Annotated in this window: 22 protein-coding genes (1 of these 22 running past the window's edge); 10 read left to right on the forward strand and 12 right to left on the reverse strand. The window is 61.1% G+C overall.

Features of this window, described 5'->3' with window-relative positions; translation table 11 throughout:
* Nucleotides 1-69: 69 nt before the first annotated feature.
* A complete protein-coding gene (locus tag LPU83_RS38435) occupies nt 70-801 on the reverse strand; it encodes a response regulator transcription factor (RefSeq protein ID WP_197901953.1) in 732 nt (243 codons plus the stop codon).
* Between the two features lie 340 nt (nt 802-1,141).
* Here LPU83_RS38435 and LPU83_RS38440 point away from each other — a divergent pair, with 340 nt between their 5' ends.
* The 3 genes from LPU83_RS38440 to LPU83_RS38450 all read left to right on the forward strand — a co-directional run bounded on the left by LPU83_RS38440 (nt 1,142) and on the right by LPU83_RS38450 (nt 3,896).
* On the forward strand, nt 1,142-2,752 hold the full coding sequence (locus tag LPU83_RS38440) for a phosphoenolpyruvate carboxykinase (RefSeq protein WP_024313178.1): 1,611 nt from the start codon (nt 1,142-1,144) through the stop codon (nt 2,750-2,752).
* A gap of 96 nt (nt 2,753-2,848) precedes the next feature.
* The gene (arfB, locus tag LPU83_RS38445) at nt 2,849-3,283 is read left to right on the forward strand and encodes an alternative ribosome rescue aminoacyl-tRNA hydrolase ArfB (RefSeq protein ID WP_024313177.1); all 435 of its coding nucleotides are present in this window, start codon (nt 2,849-2,851) and stop codon (nt 3,281-3,283) included.
* Between the two features lies 1 nt (nt 3,284).
* On the forward strand, nt 3,285-3,896 hold the full coding sequence (locus tag LPU83_RS38450) for an alpha-ketoglutarate-dependent dioxygenase AlkB (protein ID WP_024313176.1): 612 nt from the start codon (nt 3,285-3,287) through the stop codon (nt 3,894-3,896).
* Here the strand turns inward: LPU83_RS38450 and coaA are convergent.
* From coaA to hisB, 7 genes are read right to left on the reverse strand one after another with little or no spacing between them, the layout of a single operon-like run.
* Nucleotides 3,893-4,888: a type I pantothenate kinase gene (gene coaA / locus LPU83_RS38455; protein ID WP_024313175.1), complete on the reverse strand. Its 996-nt coding sequence runs from the start codon at nt 4,886-4,888 to the stop codon at nt 3,893-3,895. The genes LPU83_RS38450 and coaA overlap by 4 nt on opposite strands.
* Nucleotides 4,885-5,208, reverse strand: a complete 324-nt coding sequence (locus tag LPU83_RS38460; RefSeq protein ID WP_024313174.1) for a phosphoribosyl-ATP diphosphatase — start codon at nt 5,206-5,208, stop codon at nt 4,885-4,887. Before LPU83_RS38460 ends, coaA begins: the two co-directional genes overlap by 4 nt.
* A gap of 15 nt (nt 5,209-5,223) precedes the next feature.
* Nucleotides 5,224-6,012, reverse strand: a complete 789-nt coding sequence (gene hisF / locus LPU83_RS38465; RefSeq protein WP_024313173.1) for an imidazole glycerol phosphate synthase subunit HisF — start codon at nt 6,010-6,012, stop codon at nt 5,224-5,226.
* Nucleotides 6,009-6,758, reverse strand: coding sequence for a 1-(5-phosphoribosyl)-5-[(5-phosphoribosylamino)methylideneamino]imidazole-4-carboxamide isomerase (hisA, locus tag LPU83_RS38470; protein ID WP_024313172.1), 750 nt, complete (start codon nt 6,756-6,758; stop codon nt 6,009-6,011). The genes hisF and hisA overlap by 4 nt, the downstream gene beginning before the upstream one ends.
* Nucleotides 6,759-6,784: 26 nt before the next feature.
* The gene (gene hisH, locus LPU83_RS38475; protein WP_024313171.1) at nt 6,785-7,435 is read right to left on the reverse strand and encodes an imidazole glycerol phosphate synthase subunit HisH; all 651 of its coding nucleotides are present in this window, start codon (nt 7,433-7,435) and stop codon (nt 6,785-6,787) included.
* Nucleotides 7,435-7,920, reverse strand: coding sequence for a DUF2628 domain-containing protein (locus LPU83_RS38480; RefSeq protein WP_024313170.1), 486 nt, complete (start codon nt 7,918-7,920; stop codon nt 7,435-7,437). Before LPU83_RS38480 ends, hisH begins: the two co-directional genes overlap by 1 nt.
* 23 nt (nt 7,921-7,943) lie before the next feature.
* Nucleotides 7,944-8,552 carry an imidazoleglycerol-phosphate dehydratase HisB gene (gene hisB, locus LPU83_RS38485; protein WP_024313169.1) on the reverse strand — a complete coding sequence of 203 codons (609 nt, stop codon included), beginning with the start codon at nt 8,550-8,552 and terminating at the stop codon, nt 7,944-7,946.
* Between the two features lie 178 nt (nt 8,553-8,730).
* On the opposite strand from hisB, the gene hslV reads away from it, so the two are divergent.
* From hslV to LPU83_RS38515, 6 genes are all read left to right on the forward strand, one after another.
* Nucleotides 8,731-9,258 (forward strand): ATP-dependent protease subunit HslV, encoded by a 528-nt coding sequence (hslV, locus tag LPU83_RS38490; protein ID WP_024313168.1) that lies wholly within the window; start codon nt 8,731-8,733, stop codon nt 9,256-9,258.
* Complete coding sequence (locus LPU83_RS38495) at nt 9,245-9,766, forward strand: GNAT family N-acetyltransferase (RefSeq protein ID WP_024313167.1); 522 nt, start codon at nt 9,245-9,247, stop codon at nt 9,764-9,766. The genes hslV and LPU83_RS38495 overlap by 14 nt, the downstream gene beginning before the upstream one ends.
* Complete coding sequence (gene hslU, locus LPU83_RS38500; protein ID WP_024313166.1) at nt 9,763-11,070, forward strand: ATP-dependent protease ATPase subunit HslU; 1,308 nt, start codon at nt 9,763-9,765, stop codon at nt 11,068-11,070. The genes LPU83_RS38495 and hslU overlap by 4 nt, the downstream gene beginning before the upstream one ends.
* Nucleotides 11,071-11,259: 189 nt before the next feature.
* Nucleotides 11,260-12,210 carry a DUF1402 family protein gene (locus LPU83_RS38505; RefSeq protein WP_024313165.1) on the forward strand — a complete coding sequence of 317 codons (951 nt, stop codon included), beginning with the start codon at nt 11,260-11,262 and terminating at the stop codon, nt 12,208-12,210.
* 52 nt (nt 12,211-12,262) lie between these two features.
* Complete coding sequence (locus LPU83_RS38510) at nt 12,263-13,675, forward strand: cytochrome P450 (RefSeq protein ID WP_024313164.1); 1,413 nt, start codon at nt 12,263-12,265, stop codon at nt 13,673-13,675.
* Nucleotides 13,676-13,765: 90 nt separating this feature from the next.
* Nucleotides 13,766-15,937, forward strand: a complete 2,172-nt coding sequence (locus tag LPU83_RS38515; protein WP_024313163.1) for a malate synthase G — start codon at nt 13,766-13,768, stop codon at nt 15,935-15,937.
* Between the two features lie 75 nt (nt 15,938-16,012).
* Here LPU83_RS38515 and LPU83_RS38520 read toward each other — a convergent pair whose 3' ends face one another.
* Nucleotides 16,013-16,699: a L,D-transpeptidase gene (locus LPU83_RS38520; RefSeq protein ID WP_024313162.1), complete on the reverse strand. Its 687-nt coding sequence runs from the start codon at nt 16,697-16,699 to the stop codon at nt 16,013-16,015.
* 180 nt (nt 16,700-16,879) lie between these two features.
* Between LPU83_RS38520 and LPU83_RS38525 the strand changes: the two genes are divergently transcribed.
* Nucleotides 16,880-17,374, forward strand: coding sequence for an MmcB family DNA repair protein (locus LPU83_RS38525; protein WP_024313161.1), 495 nt, complete (start codon nt 16,880-16,882; stop codon nt 17,372-17,374).
* Between the two features lie 2 nt (nt 17,375-17,376).
* Here LPU83_RS38525 and LPU83_RS38530 read toward each other — a convergent pair whose 3' ends face one another.
* The 3 genes from LPU83_RS38530 to hrpB all read right to left on the reverse strand — a co-directional run.
* The gene (locus LPU83_RS38530) at nt 17,377-17,952 is read right to left on the reverse strand and encodes an ActR/PrrA/RegA family redox response regulator transcription factor (RefSeq protein WP_024313160.1); all 576 of its coding nucleotides are present in this window, start codon (nt 17,950-17,952) and stop codon (nt 17,377-17,379) included.
* 69 nt (nt 17,953-18,021) lie between these two features.
* Nucleotides 18,022-19,332, reverse strand: a complete 1,311-nt coding sequence (locus tag LPU83_RS38535; protein WP_024313159.1) for an ActS/PrrB/RegB family redox-sensitive histidine kinase — start codon at nt 19,330-19,332, stop codon at nt 18,022-18,024.
* Nucleotides 19,333-19,359: 27 nt separating this feature from the next.
* Nucleotides 19,360-21,661: the 3' portion of an ATP-dependent helicase HrpB gene (gene hrpB / locus LPU83_RS38540; protein ID WP_024313158.1), read on the reverse strand. Its footprint extends 164 nt past the window's final position; 2,302 of the gene's 2,466 nt are visible here — the last part of the coding sequence; its start codon lies beyond the right edge, outside the window; it ends in the stop codon at nt 19,360-19,362.

The raw sequence follows: 21,661 nt of genomic DNA on the forward strand, positions 1-21,661 counted from the left end.
TTTCGGAGAGCGGACCGCTTTCGCGATCACCAGCTCTCGACAATTCTCAGATGCCGCGCCGCTTCGGCGTCAGGCTGCTTCGCGGAAGCGGTACCCCACTCCGTAGAGCGTTTCAATCATATCAAAGTCGGTATCGACCATCTTGAATTTCTTGCGGAGCCGCTTGATGTGGCTGTCGATGGTGCGATCGTCGACATAGACCTGCTCGTCATAAGCCGCATCCATCAATGCGTCGCGGCTTTTGACGACGCCCGGACGCTGGGCCAGCGAATGCAGAATGAGGAATTCGGTCACCGTCAGCGTCACCGGCTCACCTTTCCAGGTGCAGGTGTGGCGTTCCTGGTCCATAACCAGCTGGCCGCGCTCCAGCGAGCGAGCAAGCTGCTGTGCAGTGCCCGGTTTTGGAGCAGCACCGCCGGCCGCGGCGGCAGCCTCGCGGCTCGATGCGCGGCGCAGGACGGCGCGCACGCGCTCGACCAGCAGACGTTGCGAGAACGGCTTGGTAATAAAGTCGTCGGCGCCCATCTTCAGGCCAAACAGCTCATCGATTTCCTCATCCTTGGAGGTGAGGAAGATAACCGGGATGTCGGATTTCTGTCGCAGGCGGCGCAGGAGTTCCATGCCGTCCATGCGCGGCATCTTGATGTCGAAGATGGCAAGATGCGGCGGGCGGGCGAGGAGACCGTCGAGGGCGGAGGCGCCATCGGTATAGGTCTCGACCTTATATCCTTCGGCCTCGAGTGCGATCGATACCGAGGTGAGGATATTGCGGTCGTCGTCAACGAGCGCGATTGTCGGCATGGTATTCGTCTCCGTCATCTATGCGCGTCTCCAGGTATTAGAAGGTCCCCAGGCGGCCTTTGTGAACCGGATGCGCTTATGGGGATAAAGGTGGAACAAATTGTGGCAAAGATAAAGGGTGAGATTGTTGTAAAGTTTTGATGGCAACCAAAAGTGGTGTCGATATTTGCTCCGGCCACTTCTGATTCAAACGATTTAAAATATCACGGGAAAATTTAAATCGATTAATAGTTTGATATTACTACGTTTTATCGATTTTCTGCTATTGCGTTTTAAAAAAACCGCCCGTACGGTCACCCTCAGTTCTTAACTGCACGAGCCTCAAGGGAAGGGAAAGACCATGGAGCTGTTCGGAGTCCACAACCCGGCGATAGAGCTGGCGACGATCGGTTTGGGGAGTGCAAACAGCGCTCGCTATAATTTTACGGCCGCCTCCCTCTATGAAGAATCGATTCGCCGGGGTGAGGCTGAACTCACCGCCCATGGTGCATTGCGCGCCTTGACGGGTCAGCACACCGGTCGCTCGCCGAGGGACAAGTTCGTCGTTCGTGATGCCAACACCGATGGTCAGATCTGGTGGGACAACAACAAGCCGATGTCGCCGGAGAACTTCGCGCTCCTGAAGCAGGACATGCTCGCGCACGCCCACGGCAAGGATCTGTTCGTTCAGGATCTCATCGGCGGTGCCGATGAGAACAATGCGCTGCCGACGCGTGTCGTGACCGAGCTGGCCTGGCATTCGCTGTTCATTCGTAACCTGCTGATCCGCCCGGAGCGCTCGACCCTGGAATCTTTCGCTCCGAAGCTGACGATCATCAACCTGCCAACTTTCAAGGCAGACCCCGAGCGCTATGGCTGCCGCACGGAAACCGTCATCGCTTGCGATCTGACAAATGGTGAGGTGCTGATCGCCGGCACCTTTTACGCCGGCGAAATGAAGAAGTCGGTCTTCACTGTGCTGAACTATCTGCTCCCGGCAAAGGGCGTGATGCCGATGCACTGCTCGGCCAATGTCGGCCCGGATGGCGATGCCGCGGTCTTCTTCGGCCTCTCTGGCACCGGCAAGACGACGCTCTCGGCCGATCCAGCCCGTACGCTTATCGGCGACGACGAGCATGGCTGGGGCGAGGACGGCATCTTCAATTTCGAAGGCGGCTGCTACGCCAAAACCATCCGCTTGTCGGCGGAAGCGGAACCGGAAATCTATGCCACGACGCAGCGCTTCGGCACCGTTCTCGAAAACGTCGTTCTGAACGATCAGCGTGAACCTGATTTCAACGATGGATCGCTGACGGAAAACACGCGTTGCGCCTACCCGCTGGATTTCATTCCGAACGCCTCGAAGACCGGTCTTGCCGGTCATCCGAAGACGATCATTATGCTGACCGCGGATGCCTTCGGCGTCATGCCGCCGATCGCCAAATTGACGCCGGATCAGGCCATGTACCACTTCCTGTCGGGCTACACCGCCAAGGTGGCCGGCACCGAGCGGGGCGTGACCGAGCCAGAAGCGACCTTCTCGACCTGCTTCGGCGCGCCGTTCATGCCACGCCATCCGTCAGAATACGGCAATCTCCTGAAAGATCTCATCGGCCGCCACGGGGTCGAATGCTGGCTGGTCAACACCGGCTGGACCGGCGGGGCCTACGGCACCGGGAAGCGCATGCCGATCAAGGCAACGCGCACGCTGCTTGCCGCAGCGCTCTCGGGCGAACTCGGCAAGGCGGATTTCCGCGTTGATCCGAATTTCGGTTTCGCGGTTCCCGTCGCGGTGCCGGGCGTCGAGGCGGCGATCCTCGATCCGCGTTCCACGTGGCAGGATCCGATCGGCTATGACGCACAGGCCGGCAAGCTCGTGACGATGTTCATCGAGAACTTCGCCAAGTTCGAAGGCCATGTCGATGGCGGGGTGCGCGATGCGGCCCCGGGGTTTCGCGCCGCGGCTGAATGACGCGCCAAAACATTGATGATTCACGTGAAACCCGGCGGCGTTCGCCGGGTTTCTTTGTCTGTTCCCAAGCGCCGGCCGATGTGAGATAGAAATCGCATGGCCAGCGACCCGCTTTACATCAACGATCGAATCACCATCGCCGGATGGGAGCTGACGGAGCAGTTCGTCCTGGCGGGTGGCCCCGGCGGGCAGAACGTCAACAAGGTCTCGACATCAGTCCAGTTGTTCTTCAACATTCCCAACTCACCCTCCTTGAACGAGCGCGTGAAGGTGAATGCCGTGAAGCTTGCTGGCAAGCGCCTGTCGAAAGAAGGTGTGCTGATGATCGAGGCAAGCCGCTTCCGCAGCCAAGATCGTAACCGCGAAGACGCGCGTGAGCGGCTGAAAGAGCTGATTCTCGAGGCGGCAAAACCGCCGCCGCCGCCCCGCAAGAAAACCAAGCCGACAAAAGGGTCGATCGAACGCCGGCTGAAGGAGAAATCGGGCCGCGCCGAGGTGAAGAAGATGCGTGGGCGCCCCTTCGGAGATTGATATGCTTAAGCTGCCCACCGGCGTCAGTCACCTTCCGGACTATCTGGACCGACCGCGGCAGCAGGCATTGGTCGATATCATCCGGACGATCGTGGCGGACGCGCCGCTTTTCGTGCCCGTCATGCCCGGCACCGGCAAGCCGATGTCGGTGCGCATGACGAATTGCGGACCGCTCGGCTGGGTCACGGACAAGCAGCGCGGCTATCGCTACCAGCCGACCCACCCTGTCACGGGCAAGCCTTGGCCGGATATGCCCGCGGAACTGCTGGAAATCTGGAACGACCTGTCCGGCTACGGCAAGCCTCCACAGGCCTGTCTCGTCAACTTCTATTCCGACGAGGCGCGCATGGGCCTGCATCAGGACAAGGACGAGCAGGATCTCGCCGCGCCCGTCGTGTCGATATCGCTTGGCAATGGTTGCCTCTTCCGCGTCGGCGGCCTCGCGCGCAACGACCGCACGCTCTCCTTCAAGCTATCGAGTGGCGATGTCGTTGTCTTGGGTGCGGAAGGGCGGCTATGTTTCCACGGCGTCGACAAAATCTATCCGTCGACCTCGACGCTGCTAAAGAATGGCGGTCGTATTAACCTGACGCTTCGTCGGATAACACCTTAGAGCTTCCTCAGGGCCACCTGTTCGATCAGGTGATTGTTGCCCTTGCGCAGGATCAGGTCAGCGCGCGGACGCGTCGGCAGGATGTTCTCCCGCAGATTCTTGAGGTTGATGTTTTCCCAGAGGCCTTCGGCGATCGACAGCGCTTCCTCCTCGCTGATCGAGGCGTAGCGGTGGAAGAAGGAATGAGGATCGCGAAACGCCGTTTCGCGGAGCCGCATGAAGCGCGTCACGTACCAGTCGTGAATCCGGCTTTCCTCCGCATCTATGTAGATCGAGAAGTCGAAGAAGTCGGAGACCATCGGCACGATCTTGCCGCCGGCCGGCAGGTCGCGTGACTGCAGGACGTTGATGCCCTCGAAGATCAGGATGTCCGGCCGATCGACGATCTTGTATTCATTTGGCAGGACGTCATAGACCAGATGCGAGTAGGACGGCGCCTTGACGTTCGGCTGCCCGGCCTTGATCGCCGCCAGGAAGCGCAGGATCGCTCCGGTGTCGTAGCTCTCGGGGAAGCCCTTGCGCTGCATCAGGTTTTCACGCTGCAGCACGGCGTTCGGATGCAGAAAGCCATCGGTGGTCACCAGATCCACTTTCGGGCTGGAAGGCCAGCGCGTCAGCAGCTCTTTCAGGATACGGGCGGTCGTCGACTTGCCGACGGCCACCGAGCCGGCGATGCCGATGACAAACGGCGTTTTCGCGACATTCGAGAGACTGAGAAAGCGGTTGCGTTGCTCAAAAAGCAGTTGCGACGATTCCACGTGGGCTGAGAGAAGGCGCGAAAGCGAAAGATAGATCCGCCGCACTTCATCAAGGTCGATCGGGTCGCCCATGGAGCGTAGCCGCTTGACCTCGTCCCCCTTCAGAGTCAGGGGCGTATCGGCGCGGAAGCGCGCCCATTCCTCGGAAGAAAAGAAGTGATAGGGCGAATAGGCATTCGCCTGAAAATGATCGAGCGCCTCGGGCGCTCCGATGAGCTGTCTTGCGATACTCATGAACTTTGCCGGCTCGCCTTTTCTGTCAGGCCGGATTGAGCGGTACGCCGCTCAAGCTCCGCCATGACACTGTGTAACGGAATGCCCGCCACCTTCAATACGACCAATAGGTGATAGAGCAGGTCGGCGGCTTCATAGGTGAGGTTCTCACGGTCGTCGGCAATTGCTGCCATCACGGCTTCGATTGCCTCTTCGCCGAGTTTCTTGGCAGCTTTGGGCTGGCCTGCGGAAACGAGTTTTGCCGTCCAGGATTCATCTGGCGAGGCTTTCGATCGCGCATCGACGATCTTTTCCAGGTCGGCAAGGGTGAATTCGCTCATGATTCTGCTTTCTAATCAGTCCAGACGCATGTCGATGCCGCAGGACGACATATAGCGCTTCGCCTCTTCGACGGAATAGGTGCCGAAGTGGAAGATCGATGCGGCCAAAACGGCATTGGCATGCCCCTGCTTGACGCCGGCCACGAGATCGTCGAGGTCGCCGACGCCGCCCGAGGCGATGACCGGCACCCGAACCGAATCCGCAATGGCGCGTGTCAACTCGAGATCGTAGCCGACTTTCGTTCCGTCTCGGTCCATCGACGTGACGAGCAGTTCGCCGGCCCCGCGCTCGACCATTTTCCGTGCGAAATCCACGGCGTCGATGCCGGTCGCATTGCGGCCGCCATGTGTGTAGATCTCCCAGGCGCTCAGATTGTCCTGGCCGACCGCCTGCGTGCGCCGGCGCTTGGCATCGATGGAGACGACGATGCACTGGTCGCCGAACTTGTCAGCCGCTTCCGCAACGAAGTCAGGATTGTTGACTGCCGCCGAATTGATCGAAACCTTGTCGGCGCCGCAGAGCAGCAACTTGCGAATATCAGTGATGGTGCGCACGCCTCCGCCGACGGTGACAGGCATGAAGCACTGTTCGGCCGTGCGTGCGACGACGTCGAAGATCGTTTCACGATTGTCCGACGAAGCGGTGATGTCGAGGAAGCAGAGCTCGTCGGCGCCGGCAGCATCGTAGGCCTTGGCCGCCTCGACCGGGTCGCCGGCGTCCACCAGGTTGACGAAATTGACGCCCTTGACGACGCGGCCGTCCTTGACGTCGAGGCAGGGAATGACACGGGCCTTCAGGGTCACTGCGCAATCTCCTTTGCGCGTGCGGCCGCAATCAGCGCCAGCGCTTCCTTGGGATCAAGGCGTCCATCATACAACGCGCGGCCCGAGATCGCACCCTCGAGCGTGCGTGCGTCGGGCTCGAGCATCCGTTTCACATCCTCGATCGAAGCCAAGCCACCGGACGCGATCACCGGGATCGACACCGCCTTGGCAAGTTCGAGTGTTGACGCCCAATTGATGCCTGCGAGGATGCCGTCGCGGTCGATGTCGGTATAGATGATTGCGGCAACGCCTGCGCCCTCGAATTTCCTCGCCAGCTCGATGACGCCGAGCTCGGAGGCCTCGGCCCAGCCCTCGACGGCGACTTTGCCGCCCTTGGCATCGATGCCGACAGCCACGCGGCCGGGAAACGTCTTGCAGGCTTCGATCACCAGTGCCGGATTGCGCACGGCGATCGTGCCAAGAATGACGCGGGCGAGGCCGCGCGACAGCCAGCTCTCGATATGGTCGAGTGTGCGAATACCGCCGCCAAGCTGGACGGGGTTCTTCGTCGCCTTCAGGATTGCGTCGACGGCCGCGCCATTGACGCTTTCGCCCGCGAAGGCGCCGTTCAGATCAACGACATGCAGCCACTCGAACCCTTGATCTTCAAACGCCTTCGCCTGCGCGGCAGGGTCGGGATTGTAGACGGTCGCCTGGTCCATGTCGCCGAGCTTGAGGCGAACACACTGGCCATCCTTGAGGTCGATTGCGGGAAATAGGATCATTCTGTCTGTCCTTGCAATGCGCGAGCTTAAGGCTTCCAGCGCAGGAAATTGGCAATTAGGGCCAGGCCGAGCTTCTGGCTCTTTTCGGGATGGAACTGGGCTCCGGCCATGTTGTCGCGGCCAACGAAAGCAGTGATCGGCCCGCCGTAGTCGGCCGTCGCAATCACGTCGCCAGAGTTCTTCGCCGCCAGATGATAGGAATGCACAAAATAGGCATGCAGCCCGTTCGGCCCCGTGGGAATACCCTCAAACAGCGGGTGAGGGGATCTTAAGTTCAGTGTATTCCAGCCGATTTGCGGGATCTTTAGATTGGCATCACCGGGCGTCATTTCAACGACGTCTCCGGGGATCCAGCTGAAACCATCAGTGACCGTCTTCTCGAGACCGCGTGACGACATCAGCTGCATGCCGACGCAAATGCCGAGGAAAGGTCGGGCCTTTTTCTCGACCGCATCGATCAGCGCTTCCGACATGCCGGGAACGGCATCGAGCCCGCGCCGGCAGTCGGCATAGGCACCGACACCTGGCAGCACAACGCGATCGGCGGCCGCGACGGTCTCGGCATTGTCAGTCAGGTCGATCACGGCATCGATGCCGGCTTCCCGCGCGGCTCGTTCGAAGGCCTTCGTCGCCGAACGCAGATTGCCGGAACCGTAGTCGATAATTGCGACGCGCATCAGCGTCCTCCATCAAAACCAAAGAGACCGAGCGAGGTGGCATTGCCGTGACGCGGCGCATGGGCTGTGGGGTCCCATTGCGGCGAGGGCGCCGGACGGCTGTCGCCGGTGTCGGTCTGAACATTCGAAAAGTAGATTTCTTCAGCGGTCTGAAGCGAATCGGCAGAGACGAGGTCGGCCTCGTCCCAGCCCTTCGCGACCAGATTGCGGATACGAAGATTCTGGCCCTCGAGTGCCACCAACAGACTGGTGCCGAAGGTAATCGCGACGCCGACTGGCCACAGGTCCGCCCGGTCAGCCAGAGCACCGCCAAGGCTTTGCAGGAGGAATGCCGCGATGGCGTGGAGCCACAGCCGATGGAAGGCCAGCCATATCCAGGGGAAGAGAAACCCGAGAATGGTAAAGCCGTCGCGAATGAAGCGCGTCTTCTCGTGGTTGGAGTCCGTTCCGCCAGGCGCAGTTAGAACCAGATAGCTGGAAGTCATATCGTCAAGCTCCCTTAGGGGGCTCAGACGAGCGTGCCCTTCGTCGAGGGAACACGGCCCGCCTGTCTCGGATCGATCTCTGTTGCCGTACGCAGCGCGCGGGCAACGGCCTTGAAACATGTCTCTGCAATATGGTGGTTGTTGGCCCCATAATGGTTGAGAATATGCAAGGTGATGCCGGCGTTCTGGGCAAGCGCCTGGAAGAATTCGCGCACGAGCTCCGTGTCGAACGTGCCGATCTTCGGCGCGCTGAAGGCGACGTTCCAGGCGAGGAAGGGACGACCGGAAAGGTCGACGGCTGCCTTCGTCATCGTCTCGTCCATGGCGAGATCGATCGATGCGTAGCGGGCGATGCCGCGGCGATCGCCGAGCGCCTTGGCAATCGCCTGGCCGATCGCGATGCCGGTGTCTTCCACCGTGTGGTGATCGTCGATGTGCAGGTCGCCCTTGGTCTCGATCTCCATGTCGATGAGCGAATGTCGTGACAGCTGGTCAAGCATATGGTCGAAGAAGCCGACGCCCGTCGAAATCTTCGATTTTCCGGTACCGTCGAGATTGACGGAAACGGAAACCGTAGTCTCGTTCGTCTTGCGGGATACGGTGCCCGTGCGGCTTGCTGCGGTCTCGGCCATATGGCTGCTCCATCGGGAAGTACGGGGGTTCCTTATCAGGCAAGCCGTGAAATATCCAGAACCGCGGCAGCAGAAAACGACGCCATTTGCAATCGGCATTCATGCACTTACATAGGGCTCGACAGGGCCGGCGTTCGGCCCGACGTAACGAGCCCGGCAGACGGGCAAAGGTGAATAGATGACAACAATTGTTACAGTTCGAAAGGGCGGCAAGGTCATCATGGCCGGCGACGGTCAGGTGAGCCTCGGCCAGACCGTGATGAAAGGCAATGCCCGCAAGATCCGGCGCATCGGCAAGGGGGAAGTGATTGCCGGTTTCGCAGGCGCCACCGCGGATGCCTTCACCCTCCTCGAACGTCTTGAAAAGAAGCTCGAACAATATCCGGGCCAGCTGATGCGCGCAGCCGTCGAGCTCGCCAAGGATTGGCGCACGGACAAGTATCTCCGCAACCTCGAAGCCATGATGCTCGTCGCCGACAAGCAGGTGACACTGGCGATAACAGGCAACGGTGACGTTCTAGAGCCGGAGCATGGCGCCATGGCGATCGGTTCGGGCGGCAATTTTGCACTCGCTGCGGCCCTCGCCCTGATGGATACGGACAAATCAGCCGAAGAGGTGGCGCGGCGCGCGCTGGATATTGCCGCCGATATCTGTGTCTACACGAACCATAATATGGTGGTGGAAACCCTGGATGCCGAAAGCTGAGCACGCCCCGAAATACCGTTTCCGCGACATCAGCCGCGAGGATTTTGGCCTCGTGGCAAAGTGGCTGGCAGAACCGCATGTCGCGAAATGGTGGGGCGCGCCCGAGACAGAGCTTGCGTCGATCGAAGAGGCGATGAACAGTATCGAGACAAGGCCGATGATCGTGGAGCTGGACGGGCATCCGATAGGTTACCTCCAAAGCTATGATCCTCATTTGGAAGACGGTCATCCCTATCAGGACCAGCCGAAAGGCACGCTGGGCGTCGATATCTCGATCGGTGTTGCTGAGCTGATAGGCAAGGGTCACGGTACTGCGATCATCCGTCAGCTCGCGGCCGAACTCTTCGCGAACGGTGCGAGGCGCATCGTGATCGATCCGGATCCCGAAAACCGCCAGGCGATTAGGGCTTACGAAAAAGCAGGCTTCCACTACGTCGATACAAGAACTTCCATTTACGGTCCGGCGCATTTCATGGCGTTGGACGCACCCGGAGTAACGGACACATGACCACTTTTTCCCCCCGCGAGATCGTTTCCGAACTCGATCGCTATATTATCGGTCAGCATGAGGCCAAGCGCGCGGTGGCAATCGCGTTGCGCAACCGCTGGCGTCGCCACCAGCTCGATCCGGATCTGCGCGACGAAGTCATGCCCAAGAACATCCTGATGATCGGTCCGACCGGTGTTGGCAAGACGGAAATCTCTCGCCGTCTCGCCAAACTGGCGGGTGCGCCATTCATCAAGGTCGAAGCCACGAAGTTCACCGAAGTCGGCTATGTCGGCCGCGACGTCGAGCAGATTATCCGCGATCTCGTCGAGGTCGGCATCGGGCTCGCCCGCGAGAAGAAGCGGAGCGAAGTGCAGGCCAAGGCGCATATGAGCGCGGAAGAGCGCGTTCTCGATGCGCTCGTCGGCTCCACGGCCTCGCCGGCGACGCGCGACAGCTTCCGCAAGAAGCTGCGTGGCGGCGAACTTGACGACAAGGAGATCGATATCGAGATCGCCGACACCGCCACCGGCATGGGCGGCTTCGATATTCCTGGCATGCCGGGCGCCAATATCGGTGTGCTCAACCTTTCCGAAATGTTCGGCAAGGCGATGGGCGGCCGCACCAAGAAGGTCCGCACGACGGTTAAGGCATCCTACACGGATCTGATCCGCGACGAGTCCGACAAGCTGATCGACAACGAAGTCATCCAGCGCGAGGCGGTCCGCGCGGTCGAGAATGACGGCATCGTCTTCCTCGACGAGATCGACAAGATCGCCGCTCGCGACGGCGGTATGGGTGCAGGGGTTTCGCGTGAGGGCGTGCAGCGCGACCTACTTCCGCTGGTGGAAGGCACGACGGTGTCGACAAAGTACGGCCCGGTGAAGACCGACCACGTGCTGTTCATCGCCTCGGGTGCCTTCCATGTCTCCAAGCCCTCGGACCTCCTGCCGGAATTGCAGGGCCGCCTGCCGATCCGCGTCGAGCTGCGTCCGCTGACCAAGGAAGACTTCCGCCGCATCCTGACGGAAACCGAGGCTAGCCTTATCAGGCAGTACAAGGCGCTGATGGAGACCGAAGGTCTGAGCCTCGAATTCACCGACGACGGCATCGATGCTCTGGCCGATGTCGCGGTTCACCTGAACTCGTCGGTTGAAAACATCGGTGCCCGCCGCCTGCAGACGGTGATGGAGCGCGTATTGGACGAGATCTCGTTCAACGCACCGGATCGCGGCGGCACGGCTGTGACCATCGATGCCGAGTATGTACGCAAGCATGTCGGCGACCTGGCGCAGAACACGGATCTGTCCCGCTTCATCCTGTGATGAACAAGCATCCGGTCATGTCTTGACTGATGTAATGACGCGATTTTGACAGCTTGAACTCTCGACAGCGGGCCTTTTACTTTTTAGTGAAAGGCCCGTTTTGTTGTCAGCGCCAGCATCATTCGGCCAAGATTGTGGTCCAGTCAGCGCGCTTCGCGACAATGCCATGAACCGATGAGAACGCTGATCGTGCGACGCCTTCTGACAAGCCTCTTGATTGCCGCTGCCGTGCTGACCTCGGCTCCCGCTTTTGCCATGCAGGTGGTGCCGCCAGGAAACCGTCATGCCGAGCAACCGGATGTTCCAGGCGCCTCGGTCCGCCGCACGAAAGGCACGAAGACCTCGTTCGATCGCAAGTACGAGAAAGTTCATGATCTCCTCGCCTCGGATCACGAGCTGATGGCCAAGATCAAGAAGGTTTCGGCCGCTTACGGCATCGATCCGATTCATGTGATCGGCGCGATCGTCGGCGAGCATACGTATAATGTCGACGCTTACGACCGTCTGCAGTCCTATTATGTGAAGGCTGCATCCTATGCCGGCGAGAGCTTCCGCTTCGCCTATGGTGGCGAGGACGTGGACGACTTCATCAAGCGGCCGCAGTTTTCCGAATGCAACGGCAAGGGCGGCGATGCCTACACGCTTTGGAGCTGCCGCGAGGATATCTGGGAAAGCGATTTCCGCGGCAAGACCGTGGACGGCAAGACCTTCCCGAACAATCGCTTCAGCGCGGTTTTCTTCCAGCCCTTCTATGCCGGTCAGACCTTCGGCCTTGGCCAGATCAACCCGCTGACGGCGCTGATGCTCTCGGATCTCGTCTCCAAGGTGTCGGGCTATGAGAAGCTGAACGAGAAGGACGCTGGTTCCGTCTACAAGGCGATCATGCAGCCCGATATCTCGCTCGCTTTCGTCGCCGCCTCGATCCGCCGGTCGATCGACGATTACAAGGAGATCGCCGACATGGATATCTCCAGGAATCCAGGCCTGACCGCCACGCTTTATAATGTCGGCAATTCGCGCCAGCGCGCGGCCGCTCTTGCTGCCAAGAACCGTGCTTCGGGCGAAACTGTCTGGCCGGAAGAGAACTATTACGGTTGGCTGGTCAACGATAAGCTGGACGAGCTGGAGCGTCTGCTCTAGTTTTTGCCTTGCCGGGAAGAGCTTGAGATCTTCCGCGAAAGGCTGAATTCTCATGGACATGCGTCCGCATCCCTTTGAGCCCCCAGCGCCGCTGCCGCGAACGGTGCCGCCGGGACGCCTTGAGATCATCCGAACGATCCTACGCAACCCGCTGGAACTCTGGGGAGAGCCTTCCCATACGCTGCCGTGGATTCACACGCGGTTCTTTCGGGAAAGAACCCTGATCGTCAACGACCCCGGCCTGATCCGCCATGTTCTCGTCGACAATGCCGCAAACTACCGCATGTCGGACATTCGCCAGCTCATTCTGCGCCCCATCCTGCGCGACGGATTGCTGACGGCGGAAGGAGAAGTCTGGAAGCGATCCCGCAAGGCAGTCGCGCCGGTTTTCACACCGCGCCATGCAAACGGCTTTGCCGGCCAGATGCTTCGCCAGTCCGAGGACTATGCGAGAAAATACCAGGCCGCCGGCAGCGAGGGCAAGGTCTTCGAGATCGCCGCCGACATGACGGAGCTGACCTTCGCCATTCTCGCCGATACGCTGTTCTCGGGTGAGATCGTCACGTCCTCCGACAGCTTTGCCGATGACGTCAACGCGCTCTTGCATCGTATGGGGCGCGTCGATCCGATGGACCTTCTGCGCGCGCCGTCCTGGGTTCCGCGCCTGACCCGCATCGGTGGCCAGAAGGTGCTCGACAAGTTTCGCAACATCGTACGCCAGACCATGAATGCCCGGCTTGCGCGCATGCAGGCCAATCGCGCCGCCACGCCGGACGACTTCCTGACCTTGCTCCTCGATCAGGCCGCGAGCGGCGGGCTGACGAATGACGAAATCGAAGACAATATCCTTACCTTCATCGGTGCCGGCCACGAGACGACGGCGCGTGCACTCGCGTGGACGCTCTACTGCGTCGCGAACACACAGCATATCCGCGAGGCGATGGAGGAGGAGATTGATCGCGTGCTGGCGCGGGATGTCGAGCCGGTCAAGTGGCTCGATCTGATGCCTTACACCCGCGCGGCCTTCGAGGAGGCGCTGCGGCTCTATCCGCCGGCGCCGTCGATCAATCGCGCCGCAATCGCCGCCGATCGGTGGACCGATGCGAAGGGTGAAACGGTCGAGATCGAGGCCGGCGTCACCGTTCTCATCATGCCGTGGACGCTGCATCGCCACGAACTCTATTGGGACAAGCCGCGCGCCTACCTGCCGGAACGGTTCCTGCCGGAGAATCGCGGTAAGATCGGTCGCTTTCAGTTCCTGCCGTTCGGCGCGGGCCCGCGTGTCTGCATCGGCGCAACCTTTGCCCTGCAGGAGGCAGTGATCGCTCTGGCGGTGCTGATGCACCGTTTCCGCTTCGATCTGACGGATCAGACGAAGCCCTGGCCGGTGCAAAAGCTGACGACGCAGCCGCAAAACGGGCTACCGATGTGCGTCACGCCGCGGTCTTTGCCTAAATCGGCATAAATCTTTCGAACTATTGCATAATTGACTATGAATGAAAGCCGGGCAAAGTGGCAGCATGCGAAAAACCGCGTGGGTCCTAGGAGACATTGAATGAGCCGCATCGATAAAAACGGTCTTGCCGTTGAAGCCGTCCTTCATGAGTTTCTCGTCAAGGAAGCGCTGCCCGGGCTGAAGATCGATGCCGACAAGTTCTTTGCCGATTTCTCGGCCATCGTTCACGATCTGGCGCCGCGCAATCGCGAGCTGCTCGCCAAGCGCGATGCGCTCCAGCTTCGTATCGATGATTGGTACCGCCAACACGGTGCGCCGACCGATATGGAAGCCTATCAGGCGTTTCTTCGGGACATCGGCTATATCCTGCCGGAGGGCTCCGACTTCCAGGTGACGACCACGAACGTCGATCCGGAGATCGCTTCGATAGCGGGCCCACAGCTTGTCGTTCCCGTCATGAACGCTCGCTACGCGCTGAATGCCGCCAACGCCCGTTGGGGCTCGCTCTACGATGCGCTTTACGGAACGGACGCGATTCCCGAGAGCGACGGTGCCGAGAAGGGCAAAGGCTACAATCCGAAGCGCGGCGAGAAGGTGATTGCCTGGGCGCGCGATTTCCTCGACACCGCCGCTCCGCTCGACGGCTGGCGCTGGAAGGATGTTGCGACGTTTGCTGTCCGGGATGGTGCTCTGGCCGTCACCTCAACCGATGGCGAGCATGTTTCGCTGACCGATGCGGCGCACTTTGCCGGCTATCAAGGCGATGCCGCGGCGCCGACTCACATCCTGCTGAAGAACAACGGCATCCATATCGACATCGCCATCGATGCCTCAACCGCGATTGGCAAGAGCGATCCGGCGCATATCTCCGACGTCCGGCTGGAATCGGCGATCACGACGATCATGGACTGTGAGGATTCGGTTGCAGCCGTCGACGCTGAAGACAAGGTCGTCATCTACCGCAATTGGCTTGGCCTCATGAAGGGCGACCTTCAGGAAGAGGTATCGAAGGGCGGTTCGAGCCTCATCCGAAAGCTCAATCCGGATTTGGAATACAACGGTCCGACAGGTGCGCCCTTCGAAGTGCATCGCCGATCGCTGATGCTGGTGCGCAACGTCGGCCACCTCATGACCAATGCCGCCATCCTTGAACGTGACGGCAATGAAGTGCCAGAGGGCATCATGGATGCGATGATCACGGGCATGATTGCGCTCCACGACGTCGGCCCGAACGGCCGCCGCAAGAATTCGCGCACTGGTTCGGTCTATGTCGTCAAGCCGAAGATGCATGGCCCCGAGGAAGTCGCGTTCGCCGCCGAGATCTTCTCGCGCGTCGAGGATGCCCTCGGCATGGCGCGCAATACCATCAAGATGGGCATCATGGACGAGGAGCGGCGGACGACCGTCAATCTCAAGGAATGCATCCGTGCCGCTCGCGAGCGCGTGGTCTTCATCAATACCGGCTTCCTGGATCGTACGGGCGATGAAATCCACACCTCGATGGAGGCCGGGCCGATGATCCGCAAGGGCGACATGAAGCAGGCCGCCTGGATCGCAGCCTACGAAAACTGGAACGTCGATATCGGCCTCGAATGCGGCCTATCCGGCCACGCGCAGATCGGCAAGGGCATGTGGGCCATGCCGGATCTGATGGCGGCGATGCTGGAGCAGAAGATCGCGCACCCGAAGGCTGGCGCCAATACCGCCTGGGTTCCGTCGCCGACGGCCGCGACATTGCACGCCACGCATTACCACCGCGTCAACGTCGCCCGCATCCAGCAGGGCCTCAAGGATCGCGCCCGTGCCAAGCTCTCCGATATCCTTTCGGTCCCCGTCGCGGTCCGCCCGAATTGGACGCCGGAGGAAATCCAGCGGGAACTCGACAACAACGCCCAGGGCATCCTCGGCTACGTTGTCCGCTGGGTCGATCAGGGCGTCGGCTGCTCCAAGGTGCCCGACATCAACAATGTCGGCCTCATGGAGGACCGGGCGACGCTGCGTATCTCCGCCCAGCATATGGCGAACTGGCTGCACCACAAGGTCACGACCGAAGCGCAGATCGTCGAGACGATGAAGCGCATGGCCGCCATTGTCGATCAGCAGAATGCGTCCGATCCCGCCTACACTCCGATGGCGCCCGATTTCGACGCTTCAATCGCCTTCGAGGCGGCCCTTGATCTCGTCTTGAAGGGCAGGGCGCAGCCGAACGGCTATACCGAGCCAGTCCTGCATCGCCGCCGCCTCGAACTGAAGGCGGAGCAAGCGGCCTGACGAGGACAAATCAATAGAAAAGGCCGCCGAAACAACGTTCCGGCGGCCTTTTAAATACCCGATTTCAGCGGCAGCTTACTGGATAACGATGACCTTCGAGGTCGTCTTGCCCGGACGCACGCGGCTGTAGAGGTCGATAACGTCCTGGTTCATAAGGCGAATGCAGCCGGACGAGGCGGCCGTTCCGATCGAAGCCCATTCCGGCGTGCCGTGCAGGCGGAAGAGGGTGTCCTGGCCCTTTTCGTTGAAGAGGTACATGGCGCGCGCACCAAGCGGGTTGCTGAGGCCGGGACCCATGCCCTCCTCGACGTACTTGGCGACTTCCGGCTTGCGCTCGGCCATTTCCTTCGGCGGGTGCCAGGTCGGCCATTCCTGCTTCCAGGCGACATAGGCCGTGCCGGCCCAGGCGAAGCCCTGCTTGCCGACGCCGATGCCGTAACGCATCGCCTTGCCGCCCGGCAGGATGTAGTAGAGGAAGCGCTCGCGCGTGTTGACGATGATCGTGCCCGGGCGTTCGGTGGTTTCGTAAGAGACGATCTGCCGGCGGAACTGCGGCTTCACCTTCTGGATCGGGATGGCCGGAAGCGAATATCCCGCATCCGTCGTCACGCCGTAGGCGTCGTCGAAGATTTGCGCGGTCTGAACGGTCGGCCCCGGGGTGCCCTTGTCGTCGACGGAGGCGCTTTCGGTAGTCGAGGAGCAACCGGCCAGAGCGAGCGTCGCCATCAGGCCGAATACAGGAAATGCATTGCGGATGCGCATGGATGTCTCTTAGGAAATGGGCAAGGAGGAACGGTCTTTTGAACCATCTTTGATTATGGTTTATTTTCGATTAACTTTGCCTTTGCAAGCTGTTGCAGTGCGGCAAAACCAATACGCAGCGGCAAATTAGAAGCGCATGGTTTTTTTGCAACAACGCGCGCACTGCGCCTACGGTTATCCATGACGATTTTGAATGTTTACAATAACAATCCGTTAATAGATGGCCGCCAATCGGACAGAGCTATGCTCGTGCGCCGCGGGACTCAGATTTTACTTCATGAAATGCGTCACGCGGTCTTGCCGGAGCTGTCGCTTGCCAGCGGGCGGCGGGCCGACCTGATCACGATTTCGGAGAAGGGCGAAATCTGGATCATCGAGATCAAGACGTCGATCGAGGACTTTCGCGTCGACCGCAAGTGGCCGGAGTATCGCCTGCATTGCGATCGACTGTTCTTCGCCACCCACAAGGACGTTCCGCTCGAGATTTTCCCCGAGGACTGCGGCCTGTTCCTATCCGATGGCTACGGTGCGCATATGATCCGGGAAGCGCCCGAGCATCGCCTGGCGCCCGCCACGCGCAAATCCGTCACGCTGAATTTTTCCCGCGCAGCCGCCCAGCGCCTGCTGATGGCCGAATGGGCAAACGGCAAGCCGTTTGATGTCGACGATATCTGAGCTTACTTCGGCGCGCGCTTGGCGAGGATTCGCTGCAGCGTACGGCGATGCATGTTGAGCCGCCGTGCCGTTTCCGAAACATTGCGCTCGCACATCTCGTAAACCCGCTGGATATGCTCCCACCGCACCCGGTCAGCCGACATCGGGTTTTCCGGCAGCTCCGCCTTCTCGCCGGCTCGCTGCGTCAGCGCTGCATAGACATCGTCGGCATCGGCAGGCTTTGCCAGGTAATCGACAGCGCCGAGCTTCACCGCCGTGACGGCGGTTGCAATATTGCCGTAGCCGGTCAAAATGATGATCCGCGTGTCGTCCCGACGCTGCCGGATTGCCTCGATCACATCCAACCCGTTGCCGTCGCCAAGCCGCAGGTCGACGACAGCGTATTTCGGCGGATGGATCTTCGACTTGGCAACACCCTCCGCGACGGACTCGGCAGTTTCGACCTTGAAGCCGCGCGTCTCCATGGCGCGTGCCAGGCGGCGCAGGAACGGCCCGTCATCATCGACGATCAGCAGGCTAGCGTCCGGACCGATATGATCCGCATCTGCAAGAGAGGATTCGTGGTCAAGCTCGTTCATATTCGTCAATCCCGGCAACCGCCTGCCTGATATAAGTCAAGTATCCCGCTTTTCATTATGCCGATAGCGTCATTTTGTCGAATTTGCATCGATCAGCATGCGCGGCCATTCGACACGGACGCGTGCTCCGGCAGTCTCCGGCATGCGGTTCTCGAACACAAGCGACGCGCCGGATCGCTCCAGAAGCGTCTTGGCGATGAAGAGGCCAAGGCCCAGCCCACCGGCGCGGTCCTCTCGCTGTCTCTTTGTGACGTAGGGTTCGCCGATCCGGGTCAGAATATCGGAAGAGTAGCCTTCGCCGTCGTCCTCGACCGTGATGCGGACTTTTCTTGGATCGTGTTCGACCGTCACCGTTACCCTATCACGCGCGTAGTCGACGGCGTTCTCGATCAGGTTGCCGAGCCCATACATGATGCCGGCATTGCGGTCGGTGACCGGCTCGCCCTTGCGCGGGCTTTTCTCGATGAGTTCGAGTTTGATCCCGAATTCCCTGTGCGGTGCCACGATCTCTTCCATCATGGATGACAGCGGCAGGCGTCGAAGATGTGCCTCGCCTTCCGCCGAGAGCGTCGCCAGGCGCCGCAGGATGTCGCGGCACCGCTCGCTCTGGCTGCGCAGCAGCTGCACATCCTCGCGAAAGCGATCGTCATCCTTCAATTCCCGTTCCATTTCCTTGGCAACGACGCTGATCGTGGCGAGCGGAGTTCCGAGTTCGTGCGCGGCAGCGGCGGCAAGACCGTCCAACTGCGAAAGGTGCTTCTCCCGCTGCAGCACAAGTTCGGTTGCCGCCAGGGCATCGGCCAGCTGGCTCGCCTCCATCGAGACCCGATATGCGTAGAAGGCGGCGAAAGCCATGGTCGATGCGATCGAGCACCAGACGCCAAACTGCATCACAGTATGCACATTGATCTCGACCCCGTCGAACCACGGTAAGGGAAAGGGCGAAAAGGCGAGGATGGTGATGCAGACCATCGCGACCAGGATGAGCACCGTGCTGAAGCGGATCGGCTGCGACGCGAAGGAGATGATGACAGGAACGCAGACGAGGGCAGCGAAGGGATTGGCAAGGCCGCCGGTGATGAACAGCAGTGCGCAAAGCTGCAGAAGATCAAAGCCCAGCAGCGAGAAGGCCGCGCCCGGGTAGAGGCGGTGCGTCGGCGGGTAGCGGATCATCAGGAAGAAATTGACAGCCGCCAGCGCCGCGATCAGCACCGCGCATGCCGCCAGCGGAAGGGGGAATTTCAACCAGAAGGCAACGATGAACACTGTGACTGCCTGGCCGCCGACGGCAAGCCATCTCAGCCGAACCAGCGTCTGCAATCTCAAGCGTCTGCTGCTGTGCCTGTCCTCTTCGGGCGAACTCTCGACATTATCAACCATCTGGCATCCCTTGAACCGTGCTGGGGCTCATGTATCACGAGGTTTTACCCTTGTCGTCGGCATGGCGTCGTCCGGCCGCTCAGGCCAGGGGTGTTTGGGATAGCGGCCGCGCATGTCGGCGCGCACATCCTTCCACGAGCCGGCCCAGAAGCCGGGCAGGTCGCGGGTGGTCTGAATCGGCCGATGTGCCGGCGATGTCAGCTCGAGAAGCAGCGGCAGTCGGCCGTCACCGATCGCCGGATGGTGCTTGAGGCCGAAGAGTTCCTGCACACGGATCGTCAAAGTCGGCTCTTCGCCGTGATACTGGATCGGATGGCGCTGTCCCGTCGGCGCTTCGAAATGCGTCGGCGCGAGGCGCGAAAGATCGCGCTGCAGCCCGTGCGGTATCAATGCCATCAAACCGTTCGAAAGGCCGGATGGGGAGATATCGGAAATCCCCCGAGCATCCATCTGATAGGGAACGAACCACTCGTCCAGCCGCGAAAGCAGCGCTTCGTCGCTGAGGTCAGGCCACGGGTCGCCGATACTGCGGTGAAGAAAGCCCATGCGTTCGCGAAGCTGTATGGCCTCCTTGGAAAAGGGAAGCTGTTCCAACCCCAGCTCGCGCACGCCTTCCGCCAGAGCGCGGCTGACGGCCTCACCGGTCGGACGGGGCAGCGGCGTCTCGTCGAAGACGATGGCGCCGAGCCGCGTCGCCCGTCTGGCCCTGACCTGCCGGTTTTGCCGGTCGAAGAAGGTTTGGTCGCCAGTCGAAATGGCATCGGGCAGCTCTTCCTCGATGTCGGCGCGCGAAACCTCTGCTGCCGCCAGGATGCGCCCCCGCGCTGCGCGGCCCGTCAGGTCGGCGATGACGAGCATCTGGCTGCCGGCAAGTCGGTCGGTCTCCGGCAGCTCCGCGCCGCGCCCGTTCGTCATGAGGAACCGGCCTCTGCCGCCGCGCTGGAGCGCGATTCGGTCAGGAAAGGCGTGCAGCAGCAACCTTCCCGTCTGGCCGGGTTCCATTGCCTTTGCGACATCGAGACCTTTGGCCAGTCGAGCCGCCAGCTGACGCGAGCCCTCGGCGCGATCGCCGCGCTCCGACCGGAAACGTCGCATCCGCTCTTCCAGATCAAGGCTCGGGCCGCCGAGGCCTTGTTCGGTCAGCAGCACGGCAAGCGCCGCCGCATCCCTTGCATGCCCGGTCTCGCCGGCCGAGATCACCATGGCGGCCAGACGCGGTGGCAGCGCAAGGTCGCGCATCATCTTTCCGCGCGCAGTCAATGCACCGTCCTTGCCGAGCGCGCCGAGCTGCAGCAACAGCGCGCGCGCTTCCGAAAGCGTCGTCTCCGGCGGCTGGTCGACAAAGGACAGCGAGCGGGCGTCTTGAACACCCCAATGGGCCAGATCAAGGACAAGGCCAGAAAGATCGCTGGAGAGAATCTGCGGCGGTGTGAATGCTGCCAATGCCGCCGTCTGCCCCTGGTGCCACAGACGGATGGCGATACCGGGCTCGGTTCGCCCCGCACGTCCGGCGCGTTGGTCAGCCGAGGCGCGTGAAACACGCACCGTCTCCAGCCGTGTGATGCCGGTTGATGCCTCGAACACAGGAAGCCGCTGCAGGCCGCTGTCGATGACGATCCGCACGCCGTCAATGGTGATCGACGTCTCGGCAATCGAGGTGGCGAGCACGACCTTGCGCATACCGGGCTCGGCCGGTCGGATTGCAGCGTCCTGTTCCGTTTGTGTCAGATTGCCGTAAAGCGGTGCGATCAGCGTTTGTGGCCCGAAGCGGCCGTCGAGCCGCTCCTCGGTGCGGGCGATCTCCGCCTGGCCGGGCAGGAAGGCGAGGATCGATCCGCTCTCCCTGGTGTGCGCGTCCACGATGGCGCGCGCCATCGCGTCTTCAATGCGCTCGCCGCCCGGCCGATCCTGATAGCGGATGTCGATCGGATAGCTTCGGCCCATGCTTTCGATCACGGGCGGCTGGTCGAGAAGTGCCGCGACGCGGGCGACGTCAAGGGTCGCCGACATGACAAGCACGCGCAGGTCATCGCGCAAGGCGGATTGCACGTCGAGCGCCAGCGCAAGGCCAAAGTCGGCGTCCAGCGAACGCTCGTGGAACTCGTCGAAGATGACGGTCGAGACACCGGAGAGTTCCGGGTCGTCGAGGATCATGCGGGCGAACACGCCTTCGGTGACGACCTCGATGCGGGTTTTGGCGGATATTCTGGTGTCGAGGCGCATGCGATAGCCGACTGTCTCCCCCACAGTCTCGCCAAGCAGCGACGCCATGCGGCTTGCTGCAGCGCGGGCCGCCAGGCGCCGCGGCTCCAGGAGCACGATCTTGCCG

Source organism: Rhizobium favelukesii, assembly GCF_000577275.2.
Taxonomy (GTDB): domain Bacteria; phylum Pseudomonadota; class Alphaproteobacteria; order Rhizobiales; family Rhizobiaceae; genus Rhizobium; species Rhizobium favelukesii.

What these genes read in the sequence shown, in the direction of transcription:
- hisH (WP_024313171.1), bottom strand. Translation starts at nt 7,435, where the DNA reads ATGCGCGTCGCAATTATCGACTACGGTTCCGGCAATCTGCGTTCGGCG.
- LPU83_RS38495 (WP_024313167.1), top strand. Translation starts at nt 9,245, where the DNA reads ATGCCGAAAGCTGAGCACGCCCCGAAATACCGTTTCCGCGACATCAGC.
- LPU83_RS38460 (WP_024313174.1), bottom strand. Translation starts at nt 5,208, where the DNA reads ATGAGCGAATTCACCCTTGCCGACCTGGAAAAGATCGTCGATGCGCGA.
- coaA (WP_024313175.1), bottom strand. Translation starts at nt 4,888, where the DNA reads ATGAGTATCGCAAGACAGCTCATCGGAGCGCCCGAGGCGCTCGATCAT.
- LPU83_RS38525 (WP_024313161.1), top strand. Translation starts at nt 16,880, where the DNA reads ATGACGATTTTGAATGTTTACAATAACAATCCGTTAATAGATGGCCGC.
- LPU83_RS38530 (WP_024313160.1), bottom strand. Translation starts at nt 17,952, where the DNA reads ATGAACGAGCTTGACCACGAATCCTCTCTTGCAGATGCGGATCATATC.
- hisB (WP_024313169.1), bottom strand. Translation starts at nt 8,552, where the DNA reads ATGGCCGAGACCGCAGCAAGCCGCACGGGCACCGTATCCCGCAAGACG.
- LPU83_RS38435 (WP_197901953.1), bottom strand. Translation starts at nt 801, where the DNA reads ATGCCGACAATCGCGCTCGTTGACGACGACCGCAATATCCTCACCTCG.
- LPU83_RS38520 (WP_024313162.1), bottom strand. Translation starts at nt 16,699, where the DNA reads ATGCGCATCCGCAATGCATTTCCTGTATTCGGCCTGATGGCGACGCTC.
- LPU83_RS38535 (WP_024313159.1), bottom strand. Translation starts at nt 19,332, where the DNA reads ATGGTTGATAATGTCGAGAGTTCGCCCGAAGAGGACAGGCACAGCAGC.
- LPU83_RS38450 (WP_024313176.1), top strand. Translation starts at nt 3,285, where the DNA reads ATGCTTAAGCTGCCCACCGGCGTCAGTCACCTTCCGGACTATCTGGAC.
- LPU83_RS38510 (WP_024313164.1), top strand. Translation starts at nt 12,263, where the DNA reads ATGGACATGCGTCCGCATCCCTTTGAGCCCCCAGCGCCGCTGCCGCGA.
- hslV (WP_024313168.1), top strand. Translation starts at nt 8,731, where the DNA reads ATGACAACAATTGTTACAGTTCGAAAGGGCGGCAAGGTCATCATGGCC.
- LPU83_RS38440 (WP_024313178.1), top strand. Translation starts at nt 1,142, where the DNA reads ATGGAGCTGTTCGGAGTCCACAACCCGGCGATAGAGCTGGCGACGATC.
- hisA (WP_024313172.1), bottom strand. Translation starts at nt 6,758, where the DNA reads ATGATCCTATTTCCCGCAATCGACCTCAAGGATGGCCAGTGTGTTCGC.
- hslU (WP_024313166.1), top strand. Translation starts at nt 9,763, where the DNA reads ATGACCACTTTTTCCCCCCGCGAGATCGTTTCCGAACTCGATCGCTAT.
- LPU83_RS38480 (WP_024313170.1), bottom strand. Translation starts at nt 7,920, where the DNA reads ATGACTTCCAGCTATCTGGTTCTAACTGCGCCTGGCGGAACGGACTCC.
- arfB (WP_024313177.1), top strand. Translation starts at nt 2,849, where the DNA reads ATGGCCAGCGACCCGCTTTACATCAACGATCGAATCACCATCGCCGGA.
- LPU83_RS38515 (WP_024313163.1), top strand. Translation starts at nt 13,766, where the DNA reads ATGAGCCGCATCGATAAAAACGGTCTTGCCGTTGAAGCCGTCCTTCAT.